Origin of the sequence: Rhizobium sp. ERR 942, assembly GCF_007828395.1 — a bacterium.
Classification (GTDB): domain Bacteria; phylum Pseudomonadota; class Alphaproteobacteria; order Rhizobiales; family Rhizobiaceae; genus Rhizobium; species Rhizobium dioscoreae.
Genome location: NZ_VIUA01000007.1, coordinates 132,643 through 147,777, shown reverse-complemented (window position 1 = coordinate 147,777; position 15,135 = coordinate 132,643). Strand labels below are relative to the sequence as shown.

Genomic DNA, 15,135 nt, shown 5'->3' with positions numbered 1-15,135 from the left:
ACGATATTGGCTCCATCAGGCTTGTCATCTCAGTATATTAGAAATCGCCCTTTCGGAAACACGCCGGAAAAGCCGCAGGGGAAGTGACCATTGAAATAATAAAACGAAAGAGAAGAGAAAAATCCTGGTTCGACCAGATCGGAATATTCAGCTTCCATGCACAAATGGAATATGTCCCATCTGACGCAACTCAAAAATGAATCAGGCAGTTTGTTCGATGTTGCGATATGTTCTGACTTAACTCTCACCAGAGCATCAGAAAGTGGTTTTACAATTTTGAGAACCGCATTCCACTGATTGAATCTCTCCTTACTCTTCACTCTAATTTGCGCCGTTAGTTGATTGGCGGCTTCCAGGGTAAGGTTCTCCCGCTCGAGCGCCGAGCAGGCTTCGATGGCCTCGTCCCATGAATTTAGATAGTTCGCGTAGTTCTGATCTCTTTTCCCGACGTTGGCGAACCATTCGACGGAATCCAGCTTATCTAAGGTCGCGATTGTGCGAGGATGGGGTTCGGACAAAATGTTCTCCGGGTTCACATGCTTTTTCCACACCATGCGGATGCCACTGAGCGCTTACAGGTCTGATGCCGTAACTGGAATGACCTCGTCGACGATATTCTGACGCCCGTCGATTTCGACCGCAAATGAATAGTGCAATGAGCTAGGAAGTCGAGCGAGTGAACTAGTCAACTCGTTTTTCGATAGGAGGTTGCAATATTAGGAAGCTTGGGATTTTCGCGCAGATAGAGTTCCGCTTCCGACAATTGACCATGAGCCTTGCGCAGTTGCGGTAAAAGCTGATGCCCATTCTCATCCTGGATGAATCTATGGGCGTCGGACGACGTGGCTCCCATCAGGATATTCCAGATGGCCTCCGGGGCTTTTCGCCTTTCGAGAAAGAGCTCATTCGCATTTTCCGGCATTTCAACGCCTGCCAAACTATATAGCTCGTGCAGATCATGTGGCAGCGGATCGGTTTCCTTGCGACTGGTCAAATCCATCAACAGCCCAACATCCAGCGAGAGGGTGAAATGACGCCCGTTCCTGTTCCAGAGATCGATCGTTCCCAGGCTCGTATATCCAAAAGCGGCGAAATCCTTACTTTGTAGGTTTGGCGCTTCGGCCAATATAACTGCGAGAAAATCGTCAAACATGAACGGCATGCACAACCAATAATTACGGTCTGCGTAATACCCGACAACGTGCTTCGCCCAGAAAGCTATCAAATCCGCCGGAAGCCTGTCGTGGGGCCTTATTGGCCCCTGCTTCCAAAATCCGCTTCGCCTGTCGCGGCTCTCCTCGCGTTGCAAGAAATTCGACGGCTGACATATGACCTCGCTAAATTGCTCGCGCCAATGTCTATTCGGCGTTGGTAGCCGGTTCTCGTTCTTGCGACTTTCAGGCCTATCGAAGCAACAATTAGATGTCCGGATGCTTGATCCGCTCCCAAGCCTGACCGTCAAATCGGAAAATATCCTTTGACGCAACTACCCATAAAACATCTCCAGCGGATTGTGCGAAGAATGGCCCATTGTCAATGGATGCAGGATCATCGCGGCTGCTGAGGCGAGGCAGGGGCGGCTGGAATCGGCGAAATTCGCCACTGCTTGGATCAAGCTCGTAAAGGCCGCCTGGCCTAACGCTTGCAGGCAAGACGAGCTTACCACGATAGGATGTAATTGAATGAAACAGGTTCAGTCGTGTATCCGCATTTACAGGAGCGAAACCGCGATTGCGGCTTCCGTGTAGAATAACGCCCTCACGACCGCAAATCCAAACGCTCTCGGCGTTTTCAATATGAATGTTCGTCAGCGCGGCTTCAGTCAGCGGAACGTTAAGTTCCTGAAGCTCGCGACCGTCCCAGAAGCAAAGAATGGGCCTTGTTCGCTCGGTCCCACACACATAGATAGCGTCTTCTGAAAGGCCTTTTATATCGTAGAAGACTACCTCTCGCGTTTCCGGATTAAGCGCTTTCTGTATTATCCATTCTTTCCAATCAGATTGTCCCAAACTAGGACCACTCTCCAGCAACCGTTTCTTTGCCTCGGGATCATTCAATAGCGTGTCGGATAGCATTCGCCAGTTATCCAGGCCACGACGCACGTAAATCTGCCCACCTGCGCCGCAGGCATAAAGCCGATTGCCAATCTGGGAAATTTTCAAAGTCTTGCCGTAAAACTTGGAATCATCCGCCGTTGTGCCTGCGCCGACGATCCGCTCCTGAATTCTTTCCGGCGAAGCGAAGTGATAAACATCACCTTCCGCCGACAATAGAACGAAATAAGACTGAGATGAATTGTGGTCAGTAAAATAGACGACATCCTGAACGCTGAGCGGGAAATTTTCGTAGTACCAATATTCGCCAAGATCGGCCCGATGGCGGTACTGATAGGCGCGCGCGTCAGGTTGGTAGATCTCGGAATTCCCTACCACCGTTATAACGGAAACTACGTTGTCCGATGCTGCGCACGCTCGTGATAATGTTATCATGCTGTTGCTCGTCTTTCGGACATATCTCCGTGGCGCCTTCATTCCTGGCAAATGCGCTAGAGATCCGGATGCTCGATCCGTTCCCACTCGGCTCCATCGAAGCGAAAAATGTCCTTCTGACCAACGACCCAAAGAACGTCCGCGACCGCACCAGCATAAAAAATGTAGTCGCCACGCAGTTTCGGCAATGCGGGTGAAAATCTCTTCAGATCGGAGGTTTTTGGATCGAACTCGAAGAGTTCACCTGGACGGGTGCTCGATGGCAAGACCAATTTGCCTCGATAGGGTGTAATCATATGAAAAAGATTATGCTGCGGTCGCAATGAAACCGGCGTAAAGCCGCGAGCATAGCTACCGTGCAGCAACACACCTTCTCGACCACAGATCCAGATACTGTCGGAGTTTTCTATGTATATTCCGGTGAGAGCTGCCTCGGAAAGTTGGGTATTCAGTTCATGCAGCGTATCGCCATTCCAGAAGCAGAGGATTGGCTTGATACCCTCTTCTCCACATAAATAGATCGCGTCTTCGTCGATACCTTTGATACCATTAAATAAAACGTTGCGCGGCTTGCTTTTCTTAGATTCCATCAACCAGGACAGATAATCCGGATCATCTGTCTTGGGACGATTTTTGCGTTGCTCTCGATACTTCACAGGATCAAAAAGCAAGCTCTCCGTCACAAAACGCCAGTCGTCTCGCCCATAGCGCATGTAGAATTGCCCGCCATCCCCCGCTGCATAAAGCCTATTTCCTATCTGCGAGATAGCAAACAAGCGACCGTAGCCCTTAGCGTCATCGACCCAAGTCCCAGCTCCTTTTATTTTCTCGCGAAAATTACCTTCTCGCCACGCGTGGTATACGTCGCCCTCCGAAGACATGTAGGTCAGATAATCAGTCGCTGCATCGATATCCGGATTGCGGAACAACGTTATGTCCTGCATGTGGAAATTAAAGTTGTCATAATACCATTGTTCGCCAACTTTACCGTCATGCTCAAAACGGTAAATTCGGCAATCAGGATCATAAGTGTCTGATATCTCCTGCACTGCGTTGACAATCACGATACTTTCGGACCGAGCGCAGGCGCGGGTAAATTCGATCTTTAGCTTCTCGCTCATTATTTTGAATTCGCTCCCTCGGCACCAACGCCGTTGCCTCTATCTGCTCCCTTTAAAAGGTCGCTCTGACAGATTCGCCGGTATGTCGCGCTGGACCCATTCTTGGCCGTCGAAAATGAAGTAGCGAAGGCCGTAGTCGAAAACGTAGAGCTTTTCGTTGCGGGCAAAAATAGCAGATGGCTGAATTCTCCGGGACCCGAGCTTAATCTTTACCTTCGGTGTGAAGGTCTTCGCGAGATGACCATCAAATTGGAATATTTCGGAATCAGCGATAAGAACTAGGTTGCGTTGCCAGAACGCTCCGCCAAAGAAGTTTTTTTCTCGATCGGGAACTGACGAAATCTCCGAAAGACCTCTTGGAGGGCCCCCCTCCATTACAAGTCCGTCCGAACCTATGACGTAGTCGCTACCGTTCACTCCGCTTACAAAACTCGCGACATAGGGGTAGTCGGATATTGCGCTGGCTATGCGTGGTGGCAATTCGTGCTTTTTCCAAGCATCAGGCCTGCCAGTGAAAAGCGTCGTCAGCTGAGGAAAGGCATTTCGTTCCGCCGACAGCTTTCTTTTAAGCGTGAGCACTTCGTCTCCGCTCATGTCCTTGCGATACAGCGGATGGCCCGGATAGAGATTAAAGTGCCGTGTATCTGCGGCCTGAGTTGCAACCACAAAGATATTGCCTTCGCCGTTGGCGCCAAGAATCGACCATTTTGGCTCGCGGTAGGGATATTCTGATTTCAAGGGCGGAGCCGCCTCTTCCCAGATTTCACCCTTGCCGAGTTTCAGGAAGCCATCGCTGCCCGCGACTAGCCAGCGGTCATCAAATGGAAGGATCGAGTTAAATTCAATGTCCGGCGCAGCCTCGGATTCGGCCCGGGTACCTGGAATGACTGAATGTTCCGACCCTTGAGGACCCACAACATATATGTCGCCGTTGAGGCTGATCGCCACATAGGACGGCGCTGCATCCTTATCCTTCGCAGGCAGCACTTGGATATCACGGAGCTCCCGCCGAACGTCTGAGCGAGAGAAGGTTTGTCCGATAACGTCACGCATGAGGATAATGGTATAGGGATCGTCCCAACGCGGACCGCCAACAAGAGCCGCGAAATAGCGATCGTTTTCCGCCATGACAGCGTGATACAGTTTCGGCTCCCACTTGCCGTATAGCTCTTCGAAATCTTCTTCATCTTCCAATATATCGGTCATAGCCAGATTTCCTTTGCTTACGGATAGTGCCCCTGGAGTAGAACATCAGCGATACGCCCTGTCGGGAGAGGCTTTTCCTTCGTGCGCCCAGGCGCCAATAATCCTGTTTTCTCCTTGACCTGTGCCTCGGCACGTGCGTTTGCTGCCTTGGCACAAGCCTTGTCGATACCCTTCGTGTTTAGCAATGCTTCTTGGGACTTGTCGAGAATATTAGCCATCAGAGCTGTGCCGGGATATTCAGGGTTGTCAATGCCCTTCATTAGGTTTCGAAGGTTTTCATGGACCCCTCCAGAACCTTCTTTTCTGCTATGCTGTGCTTCCGTCAGGCATATTGACTCACCCTCGCCTTCAGTCGGTGCGTTCGGAACGCGGTCTTTTGTTACCTTTCCGGGCCGATCTCCCAACCGATAAGTCATGTCAGCTACTACATGATGTGCATAGTCACCAGCTTCGGAACATTCCTTCTTGATCTCATCGTAGGGGCCAATCAAGCATTTCTTTCTGCGTTTCTTCTTGTCGTCGACGCGGGCGCCGGGATCGATCGGCGGAGGTGGAACAGGTTCAGGATTCGGATTTGGTTTCTCCTTCTTTTCCTGTTCCTCTTGGCGTCGCGCCTCGGCCATATCCTTGAGCTTCTGCTCGACCTCCTTCTCAGACAAACCCTGGAAAGGCGAAAGCAGACCTTTAACCTGGGCGTCTGACATTGTGCGCACGTCCATCGGTCTGCCTGCTATCGATGATAGAATATCATTTGCAAGCGGCACCCTTTCATCCGCATCAATAGCCAAACCGTATTTGCCTGAGAAATCCCACGTGTTGGCATCCAGGATATTGCCGAATGTCACTGGTTGACGACCACCCAGCAATTTGTCTCGCGTCATTATGGAAGCACCAGCCGGAGAAAGTATGACCCCAAGCGCTCGGTTTTCCGCTGCCTTCTGCTCCGAAGGAAGATTCAACTCCCGAATGAGCTCTTCGGCTGCAATTCCGTAGATACCAAGGCGTCGCAGCAGCAATCCGCGCGCCGCTTGCCCGGCCGAGGGCAATTGAGAATTGGGAATAGAAGGGGCAGGCGCTCTGGTTTGCCCTCCGGCGGTGGTTGCCCCCGGAGAAAACAGGCCTCCTCCCGCGTCCGTCATCGTACCCGTGTTCGCTTGCGCTAGAAGTATGGGCTGGCTACGCAATGAACCGGGTACGGGATCACCAATCGCAGGAGCCTGGTACGTTGCCATATCACGTACAAAGATAGCCTCTCCCTGCGTATTCTTGTTGTTCATCCAGAAGCGATCGAGGTGACGGATGACATTCGACCCTTCCGCACGTACCTGCGCGGCGTGGCCAATCGGCTCGCAAATACTTTCGACTGTGCCCGATTTCACACCTTTTCTGGTTCCGGGGGCGTCACCATGCACATGGGTTGTACAGGAGCGCATCACCATGGCTTTCTTGCCGGTGAAGCGCACCGACGGCGTGTAATCGCGGTCATGGCCGCAATAATCCACGACCGGATAAGGGATCGGCACCACCGAAGAGCCGACGGGCGTCAAGCATACATCAGGCGAAAGCGACACGATCCGCGCTTCATCGATATCGCGGAGACCCTCGCGTGGCTGCTTCGTAGTCCAGGGATCGGGGTAGCCAGGTTCGCCGATATAATCGCCGCGCGATATGCTCATGCCAGCACCTCGGCTTGAGCATTTGACGAAACGCCCCCCAATTTGACCCGTGTCAACGTAAGCCTAGCATCCGCCGCTTCCGGAAGGGGAAACCGCACCCTCCAGGTCAGCAACACGCGGTCGTCCGAGCGCCAATCGAAATGAACGCCATCTAGTTTTAGGACATGCCATTCGCCGATATCCTCGCGCATGCAATGAACGCCGAAGGTCAGACCCGGCAATTGGCCCGTCGCCCACGACAAATCGGCATGCAGATTTTCGAGCCGATAGTCCTCATCTCCGAGCAGATGCGGCGTCGCGATCAGGTCGGGATGGGCGCACTGCCAAAACAGAGGATCGAAATCATCAGGCAGCAATGGATGACGCTCGTTTAGCCAATGCTCGTCGTAAGTCCCGGAATGCTTTTGGCGAAAACGCCACCAGGGGGAGATCGGGCCGAATCCTTCCGGCTTTGCGGCAGCACGCCAATCCAGTTGCTCGTCGTTATCGATCATGATCTGCGGCGCTCGCACTGGAGCGGAGCCCGGCTCCATATCAAGATTGACGATGCCGCAGCCTAAAGGATTATATACTTCGACGTCGGCTGGAATATCGGCGTCCGGATCACCTGTGCCCGGCACCTCGCCGCCATAGGCTTTCGACCATGTCATCGGCAAAACACTCACAGGCGTCGTCTCGGAAAGCCTCCAGTCCTTGAGCACGCGCTTCGGTTTTTTCGCGGAGAATCCGGCCCAAGCGTCGCGAACAACCGGTTTCCAGAAGCGCTCACCATAGACGCGCAGCTTCTTTTCGAGATGGCCGACACGCAGCGAAACCGTCCAATTTGTCGAAGGCCGACCTTCGGGTGCATAGGCGTTGCCAAGGAAGGTGACGTCCGTACCTGACTTTTCCGGCGTCAAATCGGTTTGTCGCAGCAAGACGCCCTTGTGGGGATCGCCATCATAAGCATCTTCCCACTGGAACTCTTCCTGCTCCCGCATGATTTCCAGCGGCTGGCCCTGATTATGAAGGAACGTGCCGCGAACAGCCACGACACAATCAAGCTTCCCGTCATTATCGAATTGACGGAACGCCATCGCCGGAAAAGGCAGCCGATTGATCAATTCCATGAGATGCCTCAGTTCAAATCGATCGGCTTGCCACGCATTTGGAAATGACCAGTGGCCACGAAATTGAATGTCTTCCCAAGAATTATAACTTCGCCATTGGATTTCATGATGAACTTGGAGTCGCTGCATTCGATGACGAATTCCTCGCCGACCGCAATTTTCTTGAATTTGCCCACGCTCTCCAACGAGGTCTGGCCGACATTCGTCACCTTGCTCATGCCGATTTGTTCGGCTCGCGCTATGCCGATCGTGTCGGACTTGAAGGAGCCGACAACCGTGTTCATGATGCCCGGAAGCGGAAAGAGGCCGCCAGCGGCGTCTCCTACTCCAGTTCCAGATCCGGCAAGGTCCGTGCCGGCATCAGCCCTTGGATTAGGCCCCGAGACCACACCTTCGCGGCTACCAAGCCCTCCTAATCCGAGGAAGCCCAAGGCGGAGGAGGCAATGGTACCAGCGAATGCGGCAAGTCCTTCACCACCCCCGCCTGCGATCTGACCCGCCTGAGAAAGCAATCCGGCCGTCTGCCCCGAAAGTCCCTGGACCGCACCCATCAGCGCCATCGCCATGGGCCCCGTGCCGCCCACCACCGTATTCACCGATCCACCGATTTCGTGCTTCTGGTTGCCGCTCACCTCGACCGCGCGATTGCCGCCGATGGAGGCGACTTCGTGGCGGTCGACGCGTTTGGTGCGGTCGTTGCGCACGCGCGTCGTCTGGTCCTTCTGGGCGTGGAAGAACATGTTTTCCCGGCCGGCATCGTCCTCGAAGGTCATCTCGTTGAAGCCGGTGCCCTTATGCGTATTGGAGCGCAGGACCATGCGGGTCTTGTTGGCGGGAAGGTCGTAGGGCACGCCGTTGCTCGGGTTCGGCACCACGCCCGTCACCAGCGGCCGGTCCGGATCGCCGTACTTGTAGGTCGGATACAAACCTCGACCGTATGCGGCAGTCGCCACCCGACCGCTCACGCGAATTTAATATCAGGCGTCCGATCCAAAATGCCAGAACGCTATTCAAACGTGATCCAAGATACCCCTTGAACCAACCTGCCACCATGACTACAGCCGTCGCCGAAGCGGGCAATTTTCTGTCCGTTAATATTGGCGATTGAAGAGCCGCCAACGATACCGTCATCCGTGGGAACACCGGTACACAAACATTTGTCACCGACAGTGGCAATGGGAATGCCCTCTACTGTGACGAAATTCTGTTGTGTCGACTCCACCGGGCCACCAACATGAGGCCTTGGTCCCGAGTCCACCTGCGGACAAATATGCATATGTCCTTTTAAAGATACGAAAGAGCCCATTGATATCTCCGAATTCCGCTGCGCCGAAAAGTCCCGACCTACTTTTGAAATCGAGCCTCATACCCCAACGCAAGCATTCACGCGTTTTCCCGCTAGGATCTCGGCGATCAAAGATTCATCGGTTTATACTTCGATAAATCCTCACCCCCGTGCCGATACTTTGAACGCCAGATGATGGATCTATCGCCCCTATCGCCTTCCGCATAGGACGAGCCGTCTTTGATTGTTTTTACAAACTCATATAAAAAGATCAGATTTTCAGCGAACACGACTTCGTTTTCGAAGATGATCGGTTGCTCACCTAAAGATGCGGCAATATGCCTGACAATACCCATCGGCGGCTCACGAAAAATGTACCGAGTCCCATAGTTCAGTTTCTTGGCTTTAGTATCCGCCAATATTTGGATCAACTCGCCTTTATCATATTCCAAAACTAATCCGCTTGATCGCGTCTCAGTGACAGTATCCGGCCGTGCAAACTTCGCTTGCTTATTCAACACGCTTGTAATTTCACTATCTTCAAACCCGAGACTTTTAAAGAAATCTGTCGCGTCATCATCGGACATCCGATTGCTGCCCACGGATCCCGTTGAGGCGCCATAAGCGCTGAGGGCATCAACTGAATCACGATTCATTCCGAACAACATGTCGCCCAAGCCGATTCGAGGCTTCAGCGCCCACTGAGAACTGTCGTAAGGCTTGATCATCTAATTATTTCATTTGCTTGAAGACAGCGAGCATAGGTTAACATCTGTATAAATGATTCCGGTGAACGGGTCGTCATATTCCCACTCGCTCGAGCAAGTTACGAAGCGGGCGGCGCTGACCCCACTGGCAGCCCGCATCATCGGCTTCCCACTGTCTTCGCTCATCAATAACGTCCACTTTAGGGCACGATTTCTACGTCGCCCTCGGTCGGCAGGTTGCATTAACCTATGGGACGATGAAGAATAGGTGCAAACGCAATCTGATTGACGCGCGAGCGGCTAGTCAAACCTCAACCACTCCTCACCTTGTGACAGGCGACCGCCGTGCTCGCAGGAATCCCCCATGCGCGCTACCTTGTTGCCGTTGATATTTACTATCGATGAGCCCTCGGTAATCGCTGCTGTAGTCGGGACGCCAATGCATAGGCACTTATCGCCGACCGTGGCAATGGGAATACCGTTCACTTTGACGAAGTTCTGGCTGGTGGTCTGTACTGGGCCACCCACATGCGGCTTCGGCCCTGGATCACACGCAGGGCAAAAGTGCATTTGGCCTTTGAGCGTCACTGGTTGACCCAAATCAGTCTCCCCAAGCTAGTATTTCCGTGTCCAACGATAAAGGCTCTTAATTCGGTTGTCCTCAGTGCGTACGGTAAACGTCGAGCTTCCGCATATGCACATATGGAATCCGGACACCCCGCTTCTCTACACAACCGATTGAGACAGGCTGAAATCCAAATTTCTTATAGAAGCCAACAGCGTTCAGAGTTGCCTGCACATATTTGACATCAGCCAGTCGATCATCAGACTCTAACAAAAGAGAACCAATTCCAGATCTCTGCCTTTCAGGGCAAACGAACAACGAACGCAATTCATCTCCCCGCCAGCTGGTAAATGCAACAAGCGATCCTTTTTGTTCAGCAACAACGTAATTCTCGCCAGTCATCGCACCATACAAATAGCCATGAGGAGTGCGGCCTTCCAACCACGTTCTGATCTGAAGCTTAGTATAGTAAGCGCTTAAGGAGAGCGTCACACAATCCGTATGGATATCGTGAATGCGTACGGAATCACGCTCCTCCATCGGCCTACACAGGATATCGGCACCACCCTTATGATCGGTATCCACGTTACAGGACAACACCGCTAACTCACTGAGCTGGTCTTGCATGCAGATCAAGCGGCGAGGATGTATCCATCTCACCATCTGCCTTGCGGATTTCAAAAATGGGATTGTCTGCTTTCACGAATCTGAATCGAATAGCACGGTCGAACTTATTGTCCCCATACACTCCGTCAGGCAACAATTCGAAGGTCAATTGATACTTTTCCCCACTCGGAATTGAAACATTGTGTTCGTCGGTGATCGATCCGACAGCGACGAGATTATCCTTGGCGACTTCAAAGGGCGTCAGGATTTCGCGCGTAGATACACCCGTGAGTGTTGAGGGCTCGCTGCCTTGCAGCACTTCGACGATACATCTTTCCCCGTCAGGAACTCTGAACGAAACGCTCTCAGAGCGCCAGGAAAACCCTTGCGAGACATGGCGTGATCCCCAGTCGTTAAAGGGATCGTCCATGTTGGGATCGAATACAGCTACTTGTTGATAGCTGATGAAAAGTGGAAATATTTCAGCCATGATCAAGGTCCAACGATAATAGTGGCTTTACAACCATCTCGATACTTTCGGAGCTGATTGCCCATAGAAGCCCCGGCGCCCATATTATCACCTGCGGTGATATTGCGCACGCTAGCGCCGGCACCGCCTTCTAAAAACATTGCAGGCGGATATTCATCAGGCTGCATTCCAGGTTCCCTCGGGAAGCTGCCGGTTGCAGCCGCTCTACGTAGAGGAGCATTCGGTCGGTCGATTGTCAAGATCGACGGCTGGCCGGCCGCCTGTGCATCCAAGATATGTTGAGCCGACTCCGGATATTTGCTTTTCGAAATCACTGCGACGCCATGGCAAGGGCAGTTTCCGGTCGTACACGTGTCCGTTCCGGCTTCATCTCGTGCCTTGGCCTGCTCCTCGGCCTTGCTCATATGATCTGAAGCGACTTTCGCAGTCACTGCGATTCCCAGTGCACCAGCGACCCAAGGGGCTGCGGCGGAAGCGGCCTCTCCAACAGCGACCCAAAAAGGTGGGTATAGCAAGATTGCTGCCAACTTCAGCCTCCCCTCATTTCCTGGATGATCTTCTGCATGAGAATCTTGACCCGCTCATTGGGCGGCATGTCGACATCCTCCGCCCGCATCGCTCCAATAACGTGCGGAGAAGCGGTGATACGCCCTCCCGACACAAGCTTCATGTAAGCCCAACGGCAATGCGCACCCTCGGATGTGACCCCAAGATCACTCGATTCCTTGATCGAGCTCTCAACAAATGCTGAAAGCTCATCTGCCGAGAATTCTTTGGTTTTTTCTTCGGCAACAGAGCTAAGATATTCAGACACCCGCTCGTTCATTATCCGAATTTTTGCTTTCGAAACGCGCTCGATCTGCGCAAATTCGAATCTGAGCGGACCTCTCGGCGCTTCAGGCAGATTGTTCGGTCTTAATGCGCGTTTGAACCTACCGGTATCGGTTACTTTAGTAAGGATCGCCGTTGCTGGTCCAAGGACACGCGCGAACTGCTTGACGGAGAGCAACGGCATAAAGCTGCCTAGGACATTCGGGTCCCAATGCCGGAACAATACGCGCTCATAGGTGACGGGCTTGCCTGATTGCCCGTTATTTTCCGGGATCCTATCATCAGGCACCAATACCTGATTGATGCTACGCAAATGTCGCCACAACGCCTGTTCCCCGTCGGGGCAGGACCAGAAGACGGCACATGGCTTTTCGAGCGCGAGTTGCTCAATATGCTCATGTGTCTTCCTGTCTTTCAACGCAACCAGCCATGGCCCGTCTCGCCGCATGGCGGTATCGCCGGCCTTCAGGAACAGCGAGCGGCTCATAATGCCGGCATCGGCCAATTCATCTTCCAGATCATCGAAATGTCCGCCGTCGAGTACGGCAAACAATGGTCTGGGCATAGTGTCGAGCGCCGCCTGGAAAACACGGCGTGTTTCGTCGGTACCCGCAGTATCGAGAGGAGCAGCATCCATTTGCCTATCCCCTGACGAAAGGCGTGGAGGACTGCGACATCTTCTTGAGGCATGATGGGCCTTTGCCCGGACCGCCTTTCCTGAAGTTAATCTGATTGCCCTCGATATCGATTTTTAGAGCATAGAACTTGATACCCTTTTTATCGATGGTGATGTAGCCGCCGGGCGCTGAGAGGCGGATTTCGTCGTCCGCGTAGATTTCCCAGACCTTGGCTTCGCCGTGATATTTCGCGCCGGAAACGATGTTGTAGAGTTGCCCGACCTCGATGTTGATCTTCTCACCAACGGAGGTGTGCTGTTCCCTTCCGACCGTCTCCATATGGGTCTGGCCGACATTCGTAATCTTGCTCATGCCGATCTGTTGAACCTGTGCAACACCAACGCTTGTCGATTGGAAAGATTGGACAATCGTGTTCATGATGCCGGGGAGCGGGAAAATGCCACCAGCGTCCTCCCCCATGCCGGTGCCGGAAGCAGCAAGATCCGTACCGGCATCCTTGCGTGGGGTCTGGCCGGAGACGACACCGGCGCGCGATGCCAGACCACTCCCGGATAAAAATCCGAGTGCGGAGGAGGCAAGTGTCATTCCGAACGCACCAAGAGCGGGGCCGCCGCCGCCGACCATCTGCCCGGCCTGTTGGAGGAGCGCGGAAGTCTGGCCTGCAAGGCCGATAACCCCTGTGAGCGCGTCCATTGCACCAGAGCCCGTACCGCCCACCACCATATTGAGTGATCCACCGATCTCATGCTTCTGGTTGCCGCTCACCTCAACGGCGCGATTGCCGCCGATGGAGGCGACCTCGTGGCGGTCGACGCGTTTGGTGCGGTCGTTGCGCACGCGCGTCGTCTGGTCCTTCTGGGCGTGGAAGAACATGTTTTCCCGGCCGGCATCGTCCTCGAAGGTCATCTCATTGAAGCCGGTGCCCTTATGCGTATTGGAGCGCAGGACCATGCGGGTTTTGTTGGCGGGAAGGTCGTAGGGCACGCTGTTGCTCGGGTTCGGCACCACGCCCGTCACCAGCGGCCGATCCGGATCGCCGTCGATGAAGGCGACCATGACTTCCATGCCGATGCGGGGAATGACCTGGCCGCCCCAGGTGCCGCCGGCCCAGCTCTGGGCGACGCGCACCCAGCAGGTGTCCGATCCGTCCTTCTTGGCGCGGCGATCCCAGGGATACCAGAGCTTGATGCGGCCATATTGGTCCGGATGGATTTCCTCCCCGGGAGGACCGGCGACGATTGCGACCTGCGTGCCGCGGATGCGTGGGCGCTCGGTCGTGCGATGCGGCGTCATCGGCACGCGCGACGGCACGGCTTCGAATTCGTTGGTATATTCCGGCTGATCCGCATTGGTTTCGTAAGAGGGATCGACCGCATAATGAGTGGCGCGAATGATCACATGCTCTTCATAGACATGTTCGGGATGCGCCACTTCGTAAGGCGTAAATCGCCGGCCGGCCTCTAATATGCGCGATGACGATCGGCCGACGACCCGATTATGGTCGGCCTCGCTCGCCTGCATGCGCAGCTTCTGCGCCCTCTCGGCTTCCGCAACGGATGAAATGCGGGCCGGATATTCGTAAAGCTCCCGCTTTATCGCGCCGGGCATCTGCACCAATGACGGCGTGGTGGTGCCCGGCACCATTTGCGGTGTCTCGAAGTTCCAGTCGGCGCCGGCACGCTGGCCTGGAACATAGGCGTAATGCTTCGTCCAATCGCTGATGTGATTGCGGTCTGTCGAGCCTTGGGCAAGGCGCACGCGCCCCTCTCCCTGCGCCGACGGAGACGGGCCGGCCCATGAGTTGGCGCCATCGGCGACATGCAGCCGGTGGCTACCCTCTTCATGCGAAAACCAGTAGAAGAGACCGTCTTCCTCGAAGCGGCGCGTCAGATAATCCAGATCCGTTTCGTTCCACTGCACGGAATAATGTTGTGGCGGCGGCGGTGTGACGACGCCGGACACATCCGGGGCGGGAATTCCGTGTTCGGAAAACAGCGTCTCGACAATATCGATACTGGTCTTGTCCATCCAGATGCGGCAGTCGGAGCGCTGCGATAGCAGCCACATCTGCGGTTTCAGCACCATCGAATAGGAGCGCAGGCCGCGCGTGATCGGTGGCCCCTCCTGAAGCGCGGTGACCAAGCCGTTGAACGGGCGGCGAACGCCATCCCCACCGCCGTCATCCTGCTGGACTTCCAGGGATATATCGATCAGTCGACCGATCAGCTCCTCCGGCTTGATGACTTCACGCTTGGCGCGTACGGAGAGGCGGATGTCGAAAAGCGACGAAACGCCTTCCGTGATCATCACTCGCTCCGGCAGGAGTTGGTCCGTTCCAAGCGGTGAGGAAACCCTGAGGTTTCGGGTCGCCTGGATGAAATCATTGGCCGAGGGCTGATCGTTCATCTGCGC

The 15,135-nt window shown here is 54.1% G+C and carries 15 protein-coding genes and 1 pseudogene; all 16 read right to left on the bottom strand.

Annotation, left to right across the window (positions count from 1 at the left end; genetic code table 11):
- Positions 1 to 29 precede the first annotated feature (29 nt).
- The 16 genes and pseudogenes from FBZ97_RS26780 to tssI all read right to left on the bottom strand — a co-directional run bounded on the left by FBZ97_RS26780 (position 30) and on the right by tssI (position 15,129).
- Positions 30 to 536 carry a hypothetical protein gene (locus FBZ97_RS26780; RefSeq protein ID WP_145322908.1) on the bottom strand — a complete coding sequence of 169 codons (507 nt, stop codon included), beginning with the start codon at positions 534 to 536 and terminating at the stop codon, positions 30 to 32.
- Between the two features lie 149 nt (positions 537 to 685).
- Positions 686 to 1,309 (bottom strand): GAD-like domain-containing protein, encoded by a 624-nt coding sequence (locus tag FBZ97_RS26775; RefSeq protein WP_186449556.1) that lies wholly within the window; start codon positions 1,307 to 1,309, stop codon positions 686 to 688.
- A 109-nt stretch (positions 1,310 to 1,418) separates the two neighbouring features.
- A complete protein-coding gene (locus FBZ97_RS26770; RefSeq protein WP_113352215.1) occupies positions 1,419 to 2,489 on the bottom strand; it encodes a hypothetical protein in 1,071 nt (356 codons plus the stop codon).
- 56 nt (positions 2,490 to 2,545) lie between these two features.
- The gene (locus FBZ97_RS26765; protein WP_145322905.1) at positions 2,546 to 3,610 is read right to left on the bottom strand and encodes a hypothetical protein; all 1,065 of its coding nucleotides are present in this window, start codon (positions 3,608 to 3,610) and stop codon (positions 2,546 to 2,548) included.
- A 39-nt stretch (positions 3,611 to 3,649) separates the two neighbouring features.
- The gene (locus FBZ97_RS26760; protein ID WP_246661858.1) at positions 3,650 to 4,816 is read right to left on the bottom strand and encodes a hypothetical protein; all 1,167 of its coding nucleotides are present in this window, start codon (positions 4,814 to 4,816) and stop codon (positions 3,650 to 3,652) included.
- 17 nt (positions 4,817 to 4,833) lie between these two features.
- On the bottom strand, positions 4,834 to 6,492 hold the full coding sequence (locus tag FBZ97_RS34830; protein ID WP_246661857.1) for a DUF4150 domain-containing protein: 1,659 nt from the start codon (positions 6,490 to 6,492) through the stop codon (positions 4,834 to 4,836).
- On the bottom strand, positions 6,489 to 7,601 hold the full coding sequence (locus FBZ97_RS26750; protein WP_145322903.1) for a DUF2169 domain-containing protein: 1,113 nt from the start codon (positions 7,599 to 7,601) through the stop codon (positions 6,489 to 6,491). Before FBZ97_RS26750 ends, FBZ97_RS34830 begins: the two co-directional genes overlap by 4 nt.
- Positions 7,602 to 7,609: 8 nt before the next feature.
- Positions 7,610 to 8,506 (bottom strand): annotated as a pseudogene (locus FBZ97_RS26745) (type VI secretion system tip protein VgrG); the annotation flags it as partial.
- Positions 8,507 to 8,607: 101 nt separating this feature from the next.
- Positions 8,608 to 8,907 (bottom strand): PAAR domain-containing protein, encoded by a 300-nt coding sequence (locus FBZ97_RS26740; protein WP_145322901.1) that lies wholly within the window; start codon positions 8,905 to 8,907, stop codon positions 8,608 to 8,610.
- Between the two features lie 107 nt (positions 8,908 to 9,014).
- Positions 9,015 to 9,614 carry a hypothetical protein gene (locus FBZ97_RS26735; RefSeq protein ID WP_145322899.1) on the bottom strand — a complete coding sequence of 200 codons (600 nt, stop codon included), beginning with the start codon at positions 9,612 to 9,614 and terminating at the stop codon, positions 9,015 to 9,017.
- 279 nt (positions 9,615 to 9,893) lie between these two features.
- Complete coding sequence (locus FBZ97_RS26730; RefSeq protein WP_197044225.1) at positions 9,894 to 10,163, bottom strand: PAAR domain-containing protein; 270 nt, start codon at positions 10,161 to 10,163, stop codon at positions 9,894 to 9,896.
- Between the two features lie 91 nt (positions 10,164 to 10,254).
- On the bottom strand, positions 10,255 to 10,785 hold the full coding sequence (locus FBZ97_RS26725) for a GNAT family N-acetyltransferase (RefSeq protein ID WP_186449555.1): 531 nt from the start codon (positions 10,783 to 10,785) through the stop codon (positions 10,255 to 10,257).
- Positions 10,766 to 11,254: a competence protein ComJ gene (gene comJ / locus FBZ97_RS26720; protein WP_145322893.1), complete on the bottom strand. Its 489-nt coding sequence runs from the start codon at positions 11,252 to 11,254 to the stop codon at positions 10,766 to 10,768. Before comJ ends, FBZ97_RS26725 begins: the two co-directional genes overlap by 20 nt.
- 2 nt (positions 11,255 to 11,256) lie before the next feature.
- Positions 11,257 to 11,685 (bottom strand): NucA/NucB deoxyribonuclease domain-containing protein, encoded by a 429-nt coding sequence (locus FBZ97_RS26715; protein WP_197044221.1) that lies wholly within the window; start codon positions 11,683 to 11,685, stop codon positions 11,257 to 11,259.
- 98 nt (positions 11,686 to 11,783) lie between these two features.
- A complete protein-coding gene (locus tag FBZ97_RS26710; protein ID WP_145322891.1) occupies positions 11,784 to 12,722 on the bottom strand; it encodes a DUF4123 domain-containing protein in 939 nt (312 codons plus the stop codon).
- A 4-nt stretch (positions 12,723 to 12,726) separates the two neighbouring features.
- A complete protein-coding gene (gene tssI / locus FBZ97_RS26705) occupies positions 12,727 to 15,129 on the bottom strand; it encodes a type VI secretion system tip protein TssI/VgrG (protein ID WP_145322889.1) in 2,403 nt (800 codons plus the stop codon).
- Positions 15,130 to 15,135: the final 6 nt, after the last annotated feature.

Excerpts from the sequence above, each read along its gene's own strand:
- FBZ97_RS34830 (WP_246661857.1), bottom strand. The coding sequence starts at position 6,492 with ATGAGCATATCGCGCGGCGATTATATCGGCGAACCTGGCTACCCCGAT.
- FBZ97_RS26710 (WP_145322891.1), bottom strand. The coding sequence starts at position 12,722 with ATGGATGCTGCTCCTCTCGATACTGCGGGTACCGACGAAACACGCCGT.
- FBZ97_RS26770 (WP_113352215.1), bottom strand. The coding sequence starts at position 2,489 with ATGATAACATTATCACGAGCGTGCGCAGCATCGGACAACGTAGTTTCC.
- FBZ97_RS26750 (WP_145322903.1), bottom strand. The coding sequence starts at position 7,601 with ATGGAATTGATCAATCGGCTGCCTTTTCCGGCGATGGCGTTCCGTCAA.
- FBZ97_RS26730 (WP_197044225.1), bottom strand. The coding sequence starts at position 10,163 with ATGCACTTTTGCCCTGCGTGTGATCCAGGGCCGAAGCCGCATGTGGGT.
- FBZ97_RS26765 (WP_145322905.1), bottom strand. The coding sequence starts at position 3,610 with ATGAGCGAGAAGCTAAAGATCGAATTTACCCGCGCCTGCGCTCGGTCC.
- FBZ97_RS26725 (WP_186449555.1), bottom strand. The coding sequence starts at position 10,785 with ATGCAAGACCAGCTCAGTGAGTTAGCGGTGTTGTCCTGTAACGTGGAT.
- tssI (WP_145322889.1), bottom strand. The coding sequence starts at position 15,129 with ATGAACGATCAGCCCTCGGCCAATGATTTCATCCAGGCGACCCGAAAC.
- comJ (WP_145322893.1), bottom strand. The coding sequence starts at position 11,254 with ATGGCTGAAATATTTCCACTTTTCATCAGCTATCAACAAGTAGCTGTA.
- FBZ97_RS26740 (WP_145322901.1), bottom strand. The coding sequence starts at position 8,907 with ATGGGCTCTTTCGTATCTTTAAAAGGACATATGCATATTTGTCCGCAG.
- FBZ97_RS26760 (WP_246661858.1), bottom strand. The coding sequence starts at position 4,816 with ATGACCGATATATTGGAAGATGAAGAAGATTTCGAAGAGCTATACGGC.
- FBZ97_RS26735 (WP_145322899.1), bottom strand. The coding sequence starts at position 9,614 with ATGATCAAGCCTTACGACAGTTCTCAGTGGGCGCTGAAGCCTCGAATC.